At 67.0% G+C, this 16,415-nt stretch carries 13 protein-coding genes; all 13 read right to left on the bottom strand.

Features of this window, described 5'->3' with window-relative positions; all coding sequences use genetic code 11:
• Window positions 1-102: 102 nt before the first annotated feature.
• The 13 genes from pyk to hisI all read right to left on the bottom strand — a co-directional run bounded on the left by pyk (window position 103) and on the right by hisI (window position 16,403).
• Window positions 103-1,614 (bottom strand): pyruvate kinase, encoded by a 1,512-nt coding sequence (gene pyk, locus AAE021_RS07670; protein ID WP_342025021.1) that lies wholly within the window; start codon window positions 1,612-1,614, stop codon window positions 103-105.
• 91 nt (window positions 1,615-1,705) lie between these two features.
• Window positions 1,706-2,104 carry a PadR family transcriptional regulator gene (locus AAE021_RS07675; RefSeq protein WP_342025022.1) on the bottom strand — a complete coding sequence of 133 codons (399 nt, stop codon included), beginning with the start codon at window positions 2,102-2,104 and terminating at the stop codon, window positions 1,706-1,708.
• A 2-nt stretch (window positions 2,105-2,106) separates the two neighbouring features.
• Window positions 2,107-2,556, bottom strand: coding sequence for a hypothetical protein (locus AAE021_RS07680; protein ID WP_342025023.1), 450 nt, complete (start codon window positions 2,554-2,556; stop codon window positions 2,107-2,109).
• A 75-nt stretch (window positions 2,557-2,631) separates the two neighbouring features.
• Window positions 2,632-4,089 carry a glutamate synthase subunit beta gene (locus tag AAE021_RS07685; RefSeq protein WP_342025024.1) on the bottom strand — a complete coding sequence of 486 codons (1,458 nt, stop codon included), beginning with the start codon at window positions 4,087-4,089 and terminating at the stop codon, window positions 2,632-2,634.
• Entirely contained in the window at window positions 4,082-8,671 is a 4,590-nt protein-coding gene (gene gltB, locus AAE021_RS07690) for a glutamate synthase large subunit (protein ID WP_342025025.1), read from the bottom strand. The genes AAE021_RS07685 and gltB overlap by 8 nt, the downstream gene beginning before the upstream one ends.
• A 189-nt stretch (window positions 8,672-8,860) precedes the next feature.
• On the bottom strand, window positions 8,861-9,901 hold the full coding sequence (lgt, locus tag AAE021_RS07695) for a prolipoprotein diacylglyceryl transferase (protein ID WP_342025026.1): 1,041 nt from the start codon (window positions 9,899-9,901) through the stop codon (window positions 8,861-8,863).
• Window positions 9,901-10,734, bottom strand: a complete 834-nt coding sequence (gene trpA / locus AAE021_RS07700) for a tryptophan synthase subunit alpha (protein ID WP_342025027.1) — start codon at window positions 10,732-10,734, stop codon at window positions 9,901-9,903. Before trpA ends, lgt begins: the two co-directional genes overlap by 1 nt.
• The gene (trpB, locus tag AAE021_RS07705) at window positions 10,731-12,140 is read right to left on the bottom strand and encodes a tryptophan synthase subunit beta (protein ID WP_342025028.1); all 1,410 of its coding nucleotides are present in this window, start codon (window positions 12,138-12,140) and stop codon (window positions 10,731-10,733) included. Before trpB ends, trpA begins: the two co-directional genes overlap by 4 nt.
• Before the next feature lie 68 nt (window positions 12,141-12,208).
• Window positions 12,209-13,039 (bottom strand): indole-3-glycerol phosphate synthase TrpC, encoded by an 831-nt coding sequence (trpC, locus tag AAE021_RS07710; RefSeq protein ID WP_342025029.1) that lies wholly within the window; start codon window positions 13,037-13,039, stop codon window positions 12,209-12,211.
• Window positions 13,040-13,333, bottom strand: coding sequence for an HGxxPAAW family protein (locus tag AAE021_RS07715; protein ID WP_342025030.1), 294 nt, complete (start codon window positions 13,331-13,333; stop codon window positions 13,040-13,042).
• Between the two features lie 178 nt (window positions 13,334-13,511).
• On the bottom strand, window positions 13,512-14,237 hold the full coding sequence (locus AAE021_RS07720; protein ID WP_342025031.1) for a Trp biosynthesis-associated membrane protein: 726 nt from the start codon (window positions 14,235-14,237) through the stop codon (window positions 13,512-13,514).
• Window positions 14,238-14,270: 33 nt separating this feature from the next.
• Window positions 14,271-15,851, bottom strand: coding sequence for an anthranilate synthase component I (locus AAE021_RS07725; protein ID WP_342025032.1), 1,581 nt, complete (start codon window positions 15,849-15,851; stop codon window positions 14,271-14,273).
• Window positions 15,852-15,929: 78 nt separating this feature from the next.
• Window positions 15,930-16,403: a phosphoribosyl-AMP cyclohydrolase gene (gene hisI / locus AAE021_RS07730; protein ID WP_342025033.1), complete on the bottom strand. Its 474-nt coding sequence runs from the start codon at window positions 16,401-16,403 to the stop codon at window positions 15,930-15,932.
• Window positions 16,404-16,415 lie beyond the last annotated feature (12 nt).

The following is a 16,415-nucleotide window of genomic DNA, read 5'->3' on the forward strand; positions in this document are numbered from 1 at the left end:
AACTGGATATGAATGGATGGGAGTGGATATTAAAAAGGAAAAAAGCTGCCCGGCCGGTAGAACCGGCCGGGCAGCTCCCGGAAATGGATCGGGAAAGGGTTCCTAGATGGACTTGGCCTTGCCCTTGTTGGCGTCCTTGATCGGCCACGGGCCGACCTTCTCCTTGACCTGCATCTGCCCCTCAAGGCGCTGACCGGCGTCGGCGATGTCCCCCACCTTGTGAACCTTGATGGAGTTGGTGGATCCGGCCTGTCCGGGAGGCGAACCGGCGGCGATGACCACCAGGTCATCGAGCTCCACGAGGTTGTTCTCGAACAGCGTGCGGTCCACCTGGGCCGTCATCTGATCGGTGTTCTCGGCGAACTCCACGAGCATCGGCTGGATGCCCCAGAAGAGGCTCATGTAGCGGTACGTCTGCTCCACCGGGGTGAAGGCCAGGACCGGCTTCTTGGGGCGGAGGCGTGACAGGCGGCGGGCCGAGTCACCGGACTGGGTGAAGGTACACACGTACTTCGCGTCCAGCTGGTCGGCGATTTCAACCGCGGCGCGGGTGATGGCACCGCCGCGGGTGCGCGGCTTGGAGCCCAAGGCCGGCACGCGGTTCAGGCCGTGCTCTTCGGTGGACTCGATGATGCGTGCCATGGTGGTCACGGTTTCGATCGGGTACTTGCCCACTGAGGTTTCGCCGGAGAGCATGACGGCGTCGGCACCGTCAAGGACGGCGTTGGCGCAGTCGGAGGCCTCGGCGCGGGTGGGGCGCGGGCTGTCGATCATGGATTCCAGGACCTGCGTGGCCACGATGACCGGCTTCGCCCAGCGGCGGGCCAGCTCGATGGCGTTCTTCTGCACCAGCGGAACGTCTTCCAGCGGAAGCTCCACGCCCAGATCGCCGCGGGCGACCATGATGGCGTCGAAGGCGTCGATGATTTCCTCGATGGCGGCAACAGCCTGCGGCTTTTCAACCTTGGCGATGACCGGCACGCGGCGGCCTTCCTCGTCCATGATCTCGTGAACGCGGCGCACGTCGACGGCGTTGCGGACGAAGGACAGGGCAACCATGTCCACGCCGGTGCGGATGGCCCACCGGAGGTCGGCCTCGTCCTTGTCACTCATGGCGGGAACGCTCACGGCGACGCCGGGCAGGTTCAGGCCCTTGTTGTTCGACACGGCTCCGGGCACGGTGACCTCGGTGACAACCTTGACGTCGTCCACGGCGGTGGCGCGGACTGCAACCTTGCCGTCGTCGATCAGCAGGGTGTCCCCCACGCTGACGTCGTTGGGCAGACCGGTGTGCGTGGTGGAGACGATGTCCTTGGTGCCCGGCACGTCCTCGATGGTGATCGTGAAAACGTCACCCTTGTTCAGGAAGTGCGGTCCGTCCACAAAGCGGCCCAGTCGGATTTTGGGACCCTGGAGGTCGGCGAAAATACCGACGGGCTTGCCCAGTTCCTCGGAGGCACGGCGCACGTTGTCGTACACGGATTTGTGCACGTCGTGATCGCCATGGCTCATGTTCATGCGGGCTACGTCAACACCGGCGCGCAGAACAGCGACGGTGTTTTCATAGCTTGCGATTGCGGGGCCAAATGTGGCCACAATTTTTGCGCGTCTCATATGCTCCAGCCTAGTCGCCTTGCGGCGATTCCGCATGGAGACGGGCCGCAGACGACGTAACGGCCCACAAGTGTGACCCGTGTTTTGTCTCTCATCCGCTGTGCGGGAGTGGGTGACCGCCCTCCGTTGTCCCTAAAGCGTCCGGATCGGGCAGATTCACGAGGCTGGTGTTGATTCCGGCCAGGAACTGCGACCCGACGCCGGTGAGGGACAGGTTTTTGCGTTTGGCTCCGGTGCGCTCGGCGTCAACCTCGGCCCCGTGCAGAAAGCCGGCGTCCTGGAGGCGTTTGAGCGTGCGGTACAGGCTGCGTTCGGTGATGGTCCATCCGGTCGCGGATGCGACGTCGGCTGCGATCCCGGCCACGGTGGCGGGCTGCCGGGCGGCGACGGCGCTGAGGATCACCGGGGTCAGCATGGATTTTTTGTAGGTTTCCACCCAGGATTCGATCCGGGACTGGACCCATTCCTGTTCCTCGGTGGGGCGGGCCATGTTCAGTCCTCCCAGCCGCGGCCCAGGACGGAGCCCGCCAGATGGAGGAGCAGCCCGATTCCCCATGCCGCGCTCATGAGCAGGGTTGCGCCGAACCACGGCGTGGCCAGGAGCTCCCAGGCAACGGCGCCCTCTCCCCCGGACCATCCCAAGCTGATGGCCCGGAGCACGGCGTGCGCGTTGAAGGACGTGGTGACGGTGAGGAAGGCAATCACATGGGCGACGGCGAACCCGAACCGGATGCGCGTGAGCTTGACCCGGTTCAGCCCCAGCCAGGCGGCGGTCCCGGCCGCCACAACGGCGGTGAGGAGTCCGGCGAGGACACCGATCTCTCCCCCGGTCAGGGCGATGATCACTTGAATGAGCAGCATAACGGCCGCCAGGGCGAGCAGGTACGGCAGCAGCAGGGAGCGTGCGTTGACGGTGGATGAAGGCAGCGCTTGTGTGGTCATGCCGGCACTGTACCAATGGAACACTACCAACGGAAGGGTTCTGCGCCGACCAGCGCAGAACCCTTCCCCGACGGCCTACAGCGGCGTGATGGCCCGGTCCGTGGGCGCTACCGGCGCCGGCAGGCGGGTGGATCCCATCAGCCACTGGTCCACCGCGGCCGCGCAGGCCCGGCCCTCGGCAATCGCCCACACGATGAGCGACTGCCCGCGGCCGGCGTCACCGGCGGCGAACACGCCGGGGGTGGCAGTCATGTAGTAGCCGTCGCGCACCACGTTGGAGCGCTCGTCGAACTCGGTTTTCACCTGTTCGGCCAGCCCGGCCGGCTCAGGCCCGGTGAATCCCAGGGACAGGAACACCAGGTCAGCGGGCAGCACACGCTCGGTGCCGGCCTTGGGCACCCGCCGTCCGTTCGCGAACTCGGTTTCGGCAACCTTGACGCCGGTCAGCTTCCCGTTTTCGCCGACAAATTCGACGGTGGAGGCGAGGTACGTGCGTTCCCCGCCTTCCTCGTGGGCGCTGGCGGTTTCAAACAGGGTGGGATACATCGGCCACGGCTGGTGCGCGGCGCGCTCGGCCGGCGGCTGCTGCCCGATGGCCAGGGTGGTCACCGAGGCGGCCTGCTGGCGGTGGGCCGTGCCGAGGCAGTCTGCGCCGGTGTCGCCGCCGCCGAGGATGATCACGTGCTTGCCCTCAGCGGAGATCTGGTTCCGCACCTGCTCCCCCGCCACCACGCGGTTGGCCTGGACGAGGTACTCCATGGCGAAATGAACGCCGTCCAGCTCCCGGCCGGGAATCGGCAAATCACGCGGCACGGTGGCACCTGTGGCCACCACCACGGCGTCGTACCGGCGGCGCAGCTGTTCCCAGCTGATGTCCCGGCCCACTTCGACGCCGGTGCGGAACCGGGTTCCCTCGGCGCGCATCTGGTCCAGCCGGCGGTCCACCTGCAGCTTTTCCATCTTGAAATCGGGGATGCCGTAGCGCAGCAGCCCGCCGATCTTGTCGTCGCGCTCATACACGGCCACGGTGTGTCCGGCCCGGGTGAGCTGCTGGGCCGCAGCCAGGCCGGCGGGACCGGAGCCGACGACGGCAATGGTCTTGTCCGTGAGCCGCTCCGGTGCGTGCGGGGTCACCCAGTTTTCGTCGAACGCCTGGTCAATGATCGAGACCTCAACCTGCTTGATCGTCACCGCGGGCTGGTTGATGCCCAGCACGCAGGATGCCTCGCACGGCGCCGGGCACAGCCGGCCGGTGAATTCCGGGAAGTTGTTGGTGGCGTGCAGCCGTTCGATGGCTTCGCGGCCCTTGTCCCGGTACATCAGGTCATTCCACTCCGGAATGAGGTTGCCCAGCGGGCAGCCCTGATGGCAGAACGGAATGCCGCAGTCCATGCAGCGTCCGGCCTGTTCCTTAAGGACGCCCTTTTCCTGGGCCTCGTAGACCTCTTTCCAGTCCATGATGCGCACGGGCACGGGCCGGCGCGGCTGGGTCTGGCGTTCACGTACTTTCAAGAATCCGCGTGGGTCAGCCACCGGTTACCTCCAAGATTCGGGTCCATGCCTCGGCGCCGTCGGGGTCAAGACCCGCTTCGGCGGCGGAGGCGCGGGCATCCAGCACGGCCGCGTAGTCGCGCGGCAGCACTTTGGTCATGCGACGGGCAGTGGCATCAAAATCTTCCAGCAGGGAAGCGGCCAGGACGGACTCGGTCTCCTCGACGTGCCGGATCAGCAGGCCGCGGACAATGTCGGCGTCCTCCGCATCCAGCGGCTCCAGGCGCAGTTCGCCCTTTTCGAGGGAGTCCTTGTTCATGCGCTCGGGCACCAGGTCCAGCAGGTACGCGGTGCCGCCGGACATCCCGGCCCCGAAGTTGCGCCCGGTGGGGCCCAGGATCAGGGCTTGCCCGCCGGTCATGTATTCGCAGCCGTGGTCGCCGATGCCTTCGACGACGGCGGTGGCTCCGGAGTTACGGACCAGGAAGCGTTCGCCCACCTGCCCGCGCAGGAACATTTCGCCGCTTGTGGCGCCGTAGCCGATCACGTTTCCGGCAATGACGTTGCGCGCTGCGTCAAAGACGTTGGCGCGGTCCGGGCGGACAATGATGCGGCCGCCGGAGAGGCCCTTGCCCACGTAGTCGTTGGAGTCGCCGAGCAGGCGCAGCGTGATGCCGGCCGGCAGGAAGGCGCCCAGTGACTGACCGGCCTGGCCGGTAAGGGTCACGTCGATGGTGTCGGTGGCCAGGGTGTCGATGCCGAACGTCTTGGTCACGGTATGGCCGAGCATGGTGCCCACGGACCGGTCGGTGTTCACCACGTCCAGGGTGATGCGCACCGGGTTCCGGTTGGCCAGCGCGTCGGCGCTCATCTCGATCAGCTTGTTGTCGAAGTGCGAGTCCAGGTCATGGTTCTGCGGCACCATGTTGCGCAGTGGCGCACCAGATTCTGCAACCTCGGAACCGCGCAGCACGGGTTCCAGATCCAGGCCGTCGGCCTTCCAATGATCAATGGCCGCTTTGGTGTCCAGCAGTTCGGTGTGCCCGATGGCCTCCTCGAGGGAGCGGAAGCCCAGCTCCGCGAGGATCTCGCGGACCTCCTCGGCCAGGAACTCGAAGAAGTTCACCACGAACTCCGGCTTGCCGGAGAAGCGTGCCCGCAGTTCAGGGTTCTGCGTCGCCACGCCCACCGGACAGGTGTCCAGATGGCACACGCGCATCATGATGCAGCCCGAGACCACCAGCGGAGCGGTGGCGAAACCGAACTCCTCGCCGCCGAGCAGCGCGGCAATGACGACGTCGCGCCCGGTTTTGAGCTGCCCGTCCACCTGCACCACCACGCGGTCGCGCAGGCCGTTGATCATCAGCGTTTGCTGGGTCTCGGCCAGGCCCAGCTCCCACGGCGCGCCGGCATGCTTGAGCGAGTTCAGCGGCGATGCGCCGGTGCCGCCGTCGTGCCCGGAGACGAGGACGACGTCGGCCTTGGCCTTGGTCACGCCCGCCGCCACGGTGCCGATCCCGGCCTCGGACACCAGCTTCACATGGACCCGGGCGCTGGGGTTGGAGCGCTTGAGGTCATAAATCAGCTGGGCGAGGTCCTCAATGGAGTAAATGTCGTGGTGCGGCGGCGGGGAAATGAGCCCGACGCCGGGCGTGGAGTGACGCGTCCGCGCCACCCATGGATATACCTTCTGCGCCATCAGCTGGCCGCCCTCGCCGGGCTTGGCGCCCTGGGCCATCTTGATCTGGATGTCATCGGCGTTGGTCAGGTACAGGCTGGTGACCCCGAAGCGTCCGGAGGCAACCTGCTTGATGGCGGAGCGGCGCTCCGGGTCCAGCAGCCGTTCCACGTCCTCGCCGCCCTCGCCGGTGTTGGACTTGGCGCCCAGCCGGTTCATGGCGATGGCCAGGGTTTCGTGTGCCTCCTGGGAGATGGAGCCGTAGCTCATGGCGCCGGTGGAGAAGCGCTTGACGATGCTGGAAACGGGCTCCACCTCGTCAAGCGGCACCGGGGTGCGGCCGGCGGTGTTGAAATCGAGCAGCCCGCGCAGGGTCATCAGCGACTTGGACTGGTCATCCACGCCGGAGGTGTACGCCTTGAAGATGTCATAGCGGCGTTCGCGGGTGGCGTGCTGAAGCCGGAACACGGTTTCGGGGTTGAACAGGTGCGGCGGGCCCTCCCGGCGCCACTGGTACTCCCCGCCGTTCTCCAGCGGCCGGTGCGGATCCTCGATTTCGTCGTCGGGGTATGCGCTGGCGTGCCGGGCCGCGGCTTCGGCGGCAATGACGTCCAGGCCAACACCGCCAAGCTGGGACTGCGTGCCGTGGAAGAACTCGTCCACCAGCTCCTGGCCCAGGCCCAGGGCCTCGAATGTCTGCGCTCCGCAGTAGGAAGCCACGGTGGAGATGCCCATCTTGGACATGATCTTCAGGACGCCCTTGCCCAGGCCCTTGATCAGGTTGGCCACGGCCTCCTCGCGGCTGACGCCGGTGATGTCGCCGTTGCGGACCAGTTCCTCGCAGCTTTCCATGGCCAGGTACGGGTTAACCGCGGAGGCGCCGTAGCCCATGAGCACGGCCACGTGGTGCACCTCGCGGACGTCGCCGGCTTCCACCAGCAGCGAGATCTTGGTGCGGTTGGCGCTCTTGAGCAGGTGGTGGTGCACGGCGGAGAGCAGCAGCAGCGACGGGATGGGCGCCCACTGCGCGCTGGAATCGCGGTCGGACAGCACAATGTACTCGATGCCGCGGTTGACGGCGCCGGAGACCTTTTCGCAGATCTCGGCGATCCGGGCCCGGAGCTCGGATTCCCCGCCCTGCGGCCGGTACAGCCCGCGCACCTTCAGTGCGATCTTCTCGCCGTCATTGTTGGTCAGCTTGGCAATCTTGGCCAGCTGGTCATTGGTGATGACCGGGAAGTTCAGCGCGATCTGGTGGTTGCGGACCTGGCCGGTGGCCAGCAGGTTGCCCACCGGGCCAATCGAGGCGCGCATGGAGGTGACCAGTTCCTCGCGGATGGCGTCCAGCGGCGGGTTGGTGACCTGGGCGAAGGACTGCACAAAGTAGTCGAACAGCAGCCGCGGGCGCTGGGACAGCACGGCAATGGGAGTGTCCGAACCCATGGCGCCCAGGGGTTCGGCGCCGGTACGTGCCATCGGGCCGAGCAGGATGCGCAGTTCCTCCTGCGTGTAGCCGAAGGTCCGCTGGCGCCGGTTGATCGAGGCCTTGGTGTGCAGCACGTGTTCGCGCTCAGGCAGCTCTTCCAGGGACACCTGGTTTTCCCGGACCCAGTCGGCCCACGGATTGGCGGCGGCCATCTCGGCCTTGATCTCGGCGTCTTCAATCAGGCGGCCGGCTTCGGTGTCCACCAGGAACATCTTGCCCGGGGAAACGCGGCCCTTGCGGACCACCTTGGCCGGATCAATGTCCACCACGCCCACCTCGGAGGCCAGAACCACCAGGCCGTCCTCCATGACCCAGTAGCGGGCCGGACGGAGTCCGTTGCGGTCCAGGACCGCGCCCACCTGGGTGCCGTCGGTGAAGGACACGGCGGCGGGCCCGTCCCAGGGCTCCATGAGCATGGAGTGGTACTGGTAGAAGGCACGGCGTGCCGGATCCATGGTGGCGTGGTTTTCCCAGGCCTCGGGGATCATCATCATGATCGCGTGCGTGATCGGGCGGCCGGAAAGCATCAGCAGCTCGGCCACCTCATCGAAGGACGCCGAGTCCGAGGCCCCCGGGGTGCAGATCGGGAACAGCTCTTCGGGGGTGTCCCCCAGCAGCGGGTTCTTCAGCTGGGACTGCCGGGCGCGCATCCAGTTCCGGTTGCCCTTGACCGTGTTGATTTCGCCGTTATGCGCAATGGTGCGGAACGGCTGGGCCAGCGGCCAGGAGGGGAAAGTGTTCGTGGAGAACCGGGAGTGGACAATGCCCAGTCGGGTCTTGAACCGGGGGTCGGAGAGGTCCGGATAGAACGGCTCCAGCTGCGCGGTGGTGAGCATGCCTTTGTAGACCATGGTCTTGGAGGACAGCGAGGGGAAGTACACGCCGAACTTGTTCTGGGAACGCTTCCGGACGCGGAACGCGCGGGCGTCCAGGTCGGAGGCGTCGCCGTCGGCCGGGGCAAGGAACACCTGGACGAAGTGCGGCATGCAGGCCCGGGACATGGCGCCCACGAGGTCCGCGACAATCGGCACTTCACGCCAGCCCAGGACGGTGAGTCCTTCGGATTCGGCGATGGCTTCCACGCCGGCACGCGCCGTGTCCTGTTCCCGGCCCTCGGTGGGCAGGAACGCGGTGCCGACAGCGTAGGTGCCGGCGTCGGGCAGTTCAAAGGCGGTGACCGCGCGGAAGAATTCGTCGGGCACCTGGGTCAGCAGGCCGGCGCCGTCGCCGGTTCCTTCGTCAGCGCCCACCGCGCCGCGGTGTTCCAGGTTGCGCAGGGCGGTGAGGGCGGCGTCCACGATGTCGTGCCCGGGTTCGCCGCGCAGGGTGGCGATAACGGCCAGCCCGCACGCGTCCTTTTCATTCTCGGCGCGGTACAGCCCGGTGTCCGCCGGGAATCCGGCAAAGCGGGTGAACGGCGAAACAGCGGAAGCTCCGCCGGGCGGAAACTGATCAGTCATGAGAGGTAAGTCCTTCCCCCTGATTGAGCGGTGGGAGGGGACAACGCTGGCCCCACGGCGGAAGGCAGAACGTTCCGCGGTGTTTAGGAATTCACCAAAAGGGCGCCCGGGGTTGTTCCCGGAATCCCTTCAGGGGCGGCCACTGCTACGTGGCGGAAGCACCCTGCCGGGAGGTGACCCGACGGGGTGCTACTTGGCAGTACCCGGTGTCCCGGGCTTGCGAGAACCAGTGTCCTCGTTTTTTGTCTCTGCGAGATTAGCACGCTGCTGTGACGCGGGAGACTCCGCGACGGAATTCCGCTGTTCTGTTTCGATCTTGTGATCTTCCGGTAACGCTTCAGTTTCCACCGCAGGTTCGTGTCCGGGCAGGTACAGGGACTCATTTCCGCCTTTTCGGGCGCGGAAAGTCAGGTAAATGAACATGGCGACGGAGAACACGAGCAGCGCCACGCTGGTCCAGACGTTCAGCCGCTGTGTGACGCCGAAGAGCGTAATCATTTCGGCGTCGTCGATGCGCAGGATCTCGATCCACAACCGTCCAACGGTGTAGTACGCGGCATAAAGCCAGAACAGGCGCCCGCCACGCAGCTTGAACCGCTTATCCAGCGCGAGCAGCAGTACGACGCCGGCCAGGCACCACAGCGATTCATACAGGAAGGTGGGATGGAACAGTGTTCCGGGGGCTGTTCCATCCGGGAAGTTGGCGTTGTTGGCGTCAATTTCCAGTCCCCAGGGCCGGTCAGTGGGGCTGCCGAACAGCTCCTGGTTGAACCAGTTGCCCCAGCGGCCCACCGCCTGCGCGAGCAGAAGCCCGGGAACGCCCACGTCGGCAAAGGTGGAGAGCTTGATGCCCGCGCGCCGGCAGCCGATCCAGGCGCCCACGGCGCCGAGCGCGACGGCGCCCCAGATGCCGAGCCCGCCGCGCCAGATCTGCGGAATCAGGGACAGGTCCCCGTTCACGCCGAAGTAGGCGTCCGGGGACGAGATCACGTGATAGAGCCGGCCGCCGATGATGCCGAACGGAATGGCCCAGATGGCAATGTCCCAGACAGCTTCTTCGGGCAGTCCGCGGCGCTTCCACCGCACCGACGTCATCCACAGGGCGAGGATGATGCCGGCCAGGATGCACAGGGCATAGGTGTGGACTGTGAGGGGGCCCAGCGAGAAGCTGCTGAAGTCCGCGGGCGGGCTGGGAATGCTGGCCGGAGCCGTCACGGACATCAGGTTCATTAAATGCTCTTTCGGGTACCGGTGCTGAGTTCACGGGTGAGTTCGGCGACTGCGGGAACTCCGCCGTCGCGCAGTGCGGCCACCAGTGCGGTGCCGACGATCACGCCGTCGGCGTAGGCACCGATTTCCCGGACGTGGCCGGAGTTCGATACCCCCAGGCCAACGCAGACGCGCTGGGCGCCGGCTGCGCGGGCTGCTGAGACAACATCCTTGGCCGCGGTGCTCACTGAGCTGCGGGCACCGGTGACGCCCATGATGGACACGGCGTAGACAAAGCCGCGGCTGGCCGCGACGGTGCTCTTCATGCGTTCGGGGGTGGAGGACGGGGCCACCAGGAACACCCGGTCCAGGCCGTATCTGTCCGAGGCCTCCATCCATTCCGAAGCTTCGTCGGGGATGAGATCGGGAGTGATCAGGCCCGCTCCCCCGGCCTCGGCCAGGCGGCGGGAGAATTCATCCACACCCAGCCGGACCACGGGATTCCAGTACGTCATGACCAGCACGGCGGCGTCAGTGGCGGCGGTGATGCCGGCGACCACGTCGAACACCTCCGAGACGCGGAAACCCTGCGCCAGTGCCTGCGTGGTGGCAGCCTGGATGACGTGTCCGTCCATGACCGGGTCGGAGTACGGGATGCCGATCTCAATGAGGTCGGCGCCGTTTTCCGCCAGGGCGATGCCGGCGTTGATGGTGTCCTGGACGGACGGGAAGCCGGCGGGCAGGTAGCCGATCAGCGCGGCGCGGCCGTCGGCGGCGGCGCGGTCTATGGCTGCGGCGGCCTTGCTGCGGGAGTTTGTTCCCGCGCCGGACGTGTCGTGAACGGCGGTGCTCACAGCTGTTCTCCCTCTTTGGCGATTTCGGCTTCGGCGGACTTTTCGTCCAGCAGGTTGAACCATTCGGCGGCCGTGGCCACGTCCTTGTCGCCCCGGCCGGAGAGGTTCACCAGCACGATCTTGTCGGAGACGTCCGCAGTGCCTGCGGCGGCGGCATCCTCGGCGAGCCGCTGGCCCACCTTGATGGCACCGGCGAGGGCGTGCGCGGATTCGATGGCCGGAATGATGCCCTCGGTGCGGCACAGCAGCTGGAAAGCGTCCATGGCTTCGGTGTCGGTGATCGGTTCGTAGGACACCCGGCCGATGTCGGAGAGGTAGGAGTGCTCGGGCCCGACGCCCGGATAGTCCAGGCCGGCGGAAATGGAGTGGGATTCCACCGTCTGGCCGTCTTCGTCCTGCATGAGGTAGGACCGGGCGCCGTGCAGCACGCCGGGCCGGCCCAGCGTGATGGTGGCCGCGTGGCGGCCGGTTTCCACGCCGTCGCCGCCGGCCTCGAAGCCGTAGATCTTGACCTCGGGATCGTCCAGGAAGCCGTGGAAGATGCCAATGGCGTTGGAGCCTCCCCCGATGCAAGCGCACACGGCGTCGGGCAGCCGGCCGGCCTGTTCCAGCATCTGTGCGCGGGCTTCCTCGCCGATGACCTCGTGGAAGAAGCGGACCATGGCCGGGAACGGGTGTGCTCCGGCGGCGGTGCCGAGCAGGTAGTGGGTATTGTCCACGTTGGCCACCCAGTCCCGCAGCGCCTCGTTAATGGCGTCCTTCAGGGTCTGGGATCCGTGGGTCACGGGAATGACGGTGGCTCCGAGCAGTTCCATCCGGGCCACGTTCAGGGCCTGCCGGCGGCAGTCCTCGGCTCCCATGTACACCACGCATTCCAGGCCCAGCAGGGCCGCGGCGGTGGCGCTGGCGACGCCGTGCTGGCCGGCTCCGGTTTCGGCGATGACGCGGGTTTTGCCCATGCGCTTAGCCAGCAGGGCCTGCCCGAGCACGTTGTTGATCTTGTGCGAGCCGGTGTGGTTCAGGTCTTCGCGCTTGAGGAAAATCCGGACGCCGCCGGCGTGCTCGGCGAAGCGCTTGGCCTCGGTGAGCAGGGACGGGCGGCCGGAGTAGTTCTTGTTCAGGTCAGCGATCTGGGCGCGGAACTCCGGGTCGGCCTTGGCCTTCTCGAAGGTGTCTTCCAGTTCATCCAGGGCAGCAATCAGGGATTCGGGCATCCAGCGTCCGCCGTACTCGCCGAAGTACGGGCCGGGGGCATGGCGCAGCGATCCGTGGGTGTTCAGGAACGCGTCGGCCACCTCCTCGGTGACGGCGTTCGCCGCGGCGTGCTCTGCGGCTTCCGTCGGGGCGGTGTCGGTGGACGTGGGTGCAGCAGCTGCTGCGCCTGACTGTTCCGGATTCCCGGTCATGGGGCTGGTTCCTGTCCTGCTTTGGTCCGGGCGGCGGGCCGCCCGGACAGGGAATTGTTGCGTTTGTGTCAGCCTTTGCCGTGCCCGCGCGCGGCCAGTGCGCCGCTGCCGGTTCGCATGAACTCGGCAATGGTGGCTGCGGGATCGTTGTGGCGCACCAGGGCTTCGCCCACGAGGACGGCATTGGCGCCAACGGACGCGTACTGCTCGACGTCGGCGGCGTCCCGGACACCCGATTCGGCCACCATGACGGCTGCGCCGGGGATGCTGGAAGCCAGCGATGCGAACACCGAGCGGTCAACGTCCAGGGTTTTCAGGTTGCGCACGTTCACGCCGATGATCTTCGCGCCCACTGCAACGGCACGCTCGATTTCCTGCGCGGTGTGCGTTTCCACGAGCGCGTTCATGCCGAGCTCATGGGTAAGCGCCAGGAAATCCTTCAGCCGTGCGTCGTCCAGGGCTGCAACGATCAGCAGCACCAGGTCGGCGCCGTGGGCGCGGGCCTCCCAGATTTGGTATTCGTCAACGGTGAAGTCCTTGCGCAGCAGCGGGATCTTCACGGCCTTCCGGACGGCGTCAAAATCGGCCAGTGAACCGCCAAAGCGGCGCTGCTCGGTGAGCACGCTGATCACTGCGGCCCCGCCGGCTTCGTAGCTCGCTGCCAGTGCGGCCGGGTCGGTGATCTCGGCGAGGGCGCCCTTGGACGGGCTGCTGCGCTTGACCTCGGCGATGACCCGCAGCTGCGTGCGCTCGGGGTCGCTGCCGCCCAGTGCGGCAAAGGCGTCCAGTGCCGGAGCCGCCGCGCGGGCGCGCTCCTGCATCTGCTCCAGCGGAACCGTGCGCCGGCGTGCCTCGAGGTCTTCGGCGACGCCGGCGACGATGTCGTCCAGAACGCTCATTTAGTGACCGTTGTTGGAGAGCTTCGAGCCGCCTACGCCGTAGCCGGCCTTCCGCAGAATGAAGCCAACAATCAAGCCAACCACCATGACGCCCAGGCCCACGATGAACCACAGGGTGCTGGCGGCGATGAAGGCGATGCTGGACACCAGGCCGCCGACCATCATGATCAGGACGCAGGTCCATGCGGCGGGGGTGTTGCCGTGGCCGATGGTCTCATCGTGGATGCTGGCGTGACGCTCGGCCGAGTTTTCGGGCTTGATGTCGACGTTGGTGTTGGTGGCGTTTGAGCCCATGGTAAATCTCCTCTAAACGAATCTGTTTCCATTCTGCCATTGACTGGCGGAAACTCTTTCACATATTGCGTACCCGCGTCGGCGGCACCGATGGTTCCGGGTGATTCCGGGTGATGCCGGATGGTTTCGGACCGGCTTGGGGCTGGCTCCTGCTGGTTCCGGCGGCGGCCCGCAGGGATCAGCGGTAGTTCGTGGGGTCGTCTCCGCGGGTCAGCCGGTCCCAGCTGTCGATTTCGTCGATGGGCTCGGGGCCGTTGTCCTCATCAGCGGGCGAGGCGGCTGCTTCAGCGGAGGCTGCTGCTTCGGACGCGGCCTCCGGGGATGTGCCGTTCGCCGCTGAGCCCGCGGACGGCGTGCCGGCCGCCTCGGCGGAAGCCGCCGTCGTCGTCGTGCCGGCCGCCGGCGCCGGCGCGTAGCGGCGCGATGACTTCCAGCCGCGGCTCGCAACAGCCAGCCAGACGCCGGTGAGGGCGATCAGGACACCGGACACCAGGGCCGCCCACGGCAGTGCCGTGAGCGTGACCACGGTGCCGGTGGCTCCGCTGACGCCGATCGCCTGGCCGATGGCACCGGCGGCGCCCTGGACGGGATCGCTGATCACGGTGTAGCTGGCGGCGGCCACGCCGACGCCGGAGATCAGCAGGATCACGCTGACAATCCAGCGGGCCACCGGGCCGGCGATGGATGCTGCCAGGCCGGCCGTGATGGCCACGACGGCGAAGGCGGTCACCGCGGTGGCGGCGTCGGATCCGGAAACGGCCAGGTCCGGGGTTTGGACGGCCGTCCGCGGCAGCTGGACGTTCAGCCAGGTGCGCGTGGTGGTGGCGAAGGCTGCAATGCCGAAGAGCACCGCCGCCATAATGACGGTTCCCTTGCGCTGCCACCTCTTCATGGGTGTGCTCACTGCGGTACTTCCTGCTCTGGTGGTGGGGCTGTATTAAAGACTGGGCTGTGCCGGGGTTGGAACGGAAGGCCCGCCGGAAACGGTTTCCAGGCTTCCGGCGATCAGGGCCGCGCGCAGCGGGGCCGCAGCCTTGTTCACCGTCTCCTGGGCCTCGGCTTCCAGATCCGAGTCAGCGACGATTCCGCCGCCGGCCTGGACAAACGCCTTGCCGTCGCGCAGCAGCGCCGACCGGATGGCGATTGCCATGTCCATGTCGCCGGCGAAGTCCAGGTACCCGACAACGCCGCCGTAGATTCCGCGGCGGTGCGGCTCCAGCTCGTCCAGCAGGCGCAGGGCGCGGGGCTTGGGCGCGCCGGAGAGGGTTCCGGCCGGGAAGGTGGCGGCGAGGACGTCATAGGCGCTGCGCTGCGGTGACAGTTCGCCGACGACGGTGGAGACCAGGTGCATGATGTGGCTGAACCGCTCCACCTCCATGAACTGGGTGACCTCCACGCTGCCCGGCACGCACACCTTGGAGAGGTCGTTGCGGGCCAGATCCACCAGCATCAGGTGTTCGGCGCGTTCCTTTTCATCCGCCAGCAGCTCCTCGGCCAGGGCCCGGTCCGCTTCGGTTCCCTTGCCGCGCGGACGCGAGCCGGCAATGGGATGGGTGATCACTTCGCTGCCGGTGACCGTGACCAGGGCCTCCGGGGAGGAGCCGACGACGGCGAACGGGTTGCCGCGGGAGTCCTCGAAGTTGAACAGGTACATGTACGGGCTCGGGTTGGTGTTGCGCAGCACCCGGTAAACCTCGAGCGGTTCGGCTCCGCACTCGATTTCGAAGCGGCGGGATATGACCACCTGGAAGACTTCGCCGTCCACGATGGCTTCCTTGCCGCGCTGCACGGCTTTGGTGTATTCGGGCTTGGGCCAGGATTCCTTTACGCGCCCGGTGAGCGCGGCCAGGTCCACGGTGCCGCCGCGCAGCACTGACGCGGGCTGCGGCGTGGGTTCGGCGAGGCGCTGCAGCATTGAGTTCAGCCGGGCCACGGCGTCGTGCCAGGCTTCATCCACCCGCTCGTCTGATCCGTCGCTGTTGATGGCGTTGGCCACCAGCATGACGGTGCCGTTGGAATTGTCATGGACCGCCATGTCCGAGACCAGGTTCATGGCCAGTTCCGGCAGGTCCAGGTCATCCACGGGCGGGTTGGGCAGCTTTTCCCAGTGCCGCACGGTTTCCCAGCCGACAAAGCCGACAAGCCCGGAGGTGAACGGGGGAACATCACCCAGGCGTTCGGTCTGCAGCAGTTTTATGGTGCGGGCCATGGCCTCCACGGGGTTTCCGTCCAGCGGTACCCCGGCCGGCGGCTGGCCCATCCAGTGGGTTTCGCCGTCGTGCGTGGTCAGCGTGGCGCGGGAGGCTGCACCGATGAAGGAGTACCGGGACCAGACCCCGCCGGCTGCCGCGGACTCCATCAGGAAGGTTCCCGGTGCGCCGGCGGTGAGCTTGCGGTAGATCCCGATGGGCGTGTGCGCGTCGGCCAGCACGCTCAGGTGCACCGGCACCACCCGGTGCTCGGCTGCCAGTGCCCGGAATTCCTCGAGGCCGGGGCGGATAACTCCAAGATCCTGCATGTGTCTGGTTTCTTTCCGGGTCAGCGCGCCGGTGCGGGGTGCCGGCGGCGCGGGGGATGCAGCGCTGGGATGCGCGGTCTAGCTCTGCGGGTCGGCGGCGGCCTGGGGCTCAGTGGATGTCTGGGGCTCCATGGATGTCTGGGGCTCCACGGCCGTCTGTGGCTCGGTGGCCGCCAGGACCGGGAGGTCCCGGCCGTCAAAACAGGTGCGGGTACCGGTGTGGCATGCGGCGCCCACCTGGTCCACGCGGACCAGCAGGGCATCGCCGTCGCAGTCCAGCGCCACGGACTTGACCCACTGGACATGTCCGGAGGTGTCGCCCTTGCGCCAGTATTCCTGCCGGGAGCGGGACCAGAAGGTCACCCGGCCGGTGGTCAGGGTGCGGTGCAGGGCTTCGTCGTCCATCCAGCCAAGCATCAGCACGTCACCGGTGTCGTACTGCTGAACGACGGCGGCCACCAGGCCGGCGTCGTCGCGCTTCAGGGATGCGCTGATCGCGGGGTCCAGGCCGGGTGCCGGCGGGAATTCGGAGGAAGAAATTAAGGAAGACATCGTATCGATTCT

Origin of the sequence: Arthrobacter citreus (assembly GCF_038405225.1) — a bacterium.
Classification (GTDB): Bacteria; Actinomycetota; Actinomycetes; order Actinomycetales; family Micrococcaceae; genus Arthrobacter_B; species Arthrobacter_B citreus_A.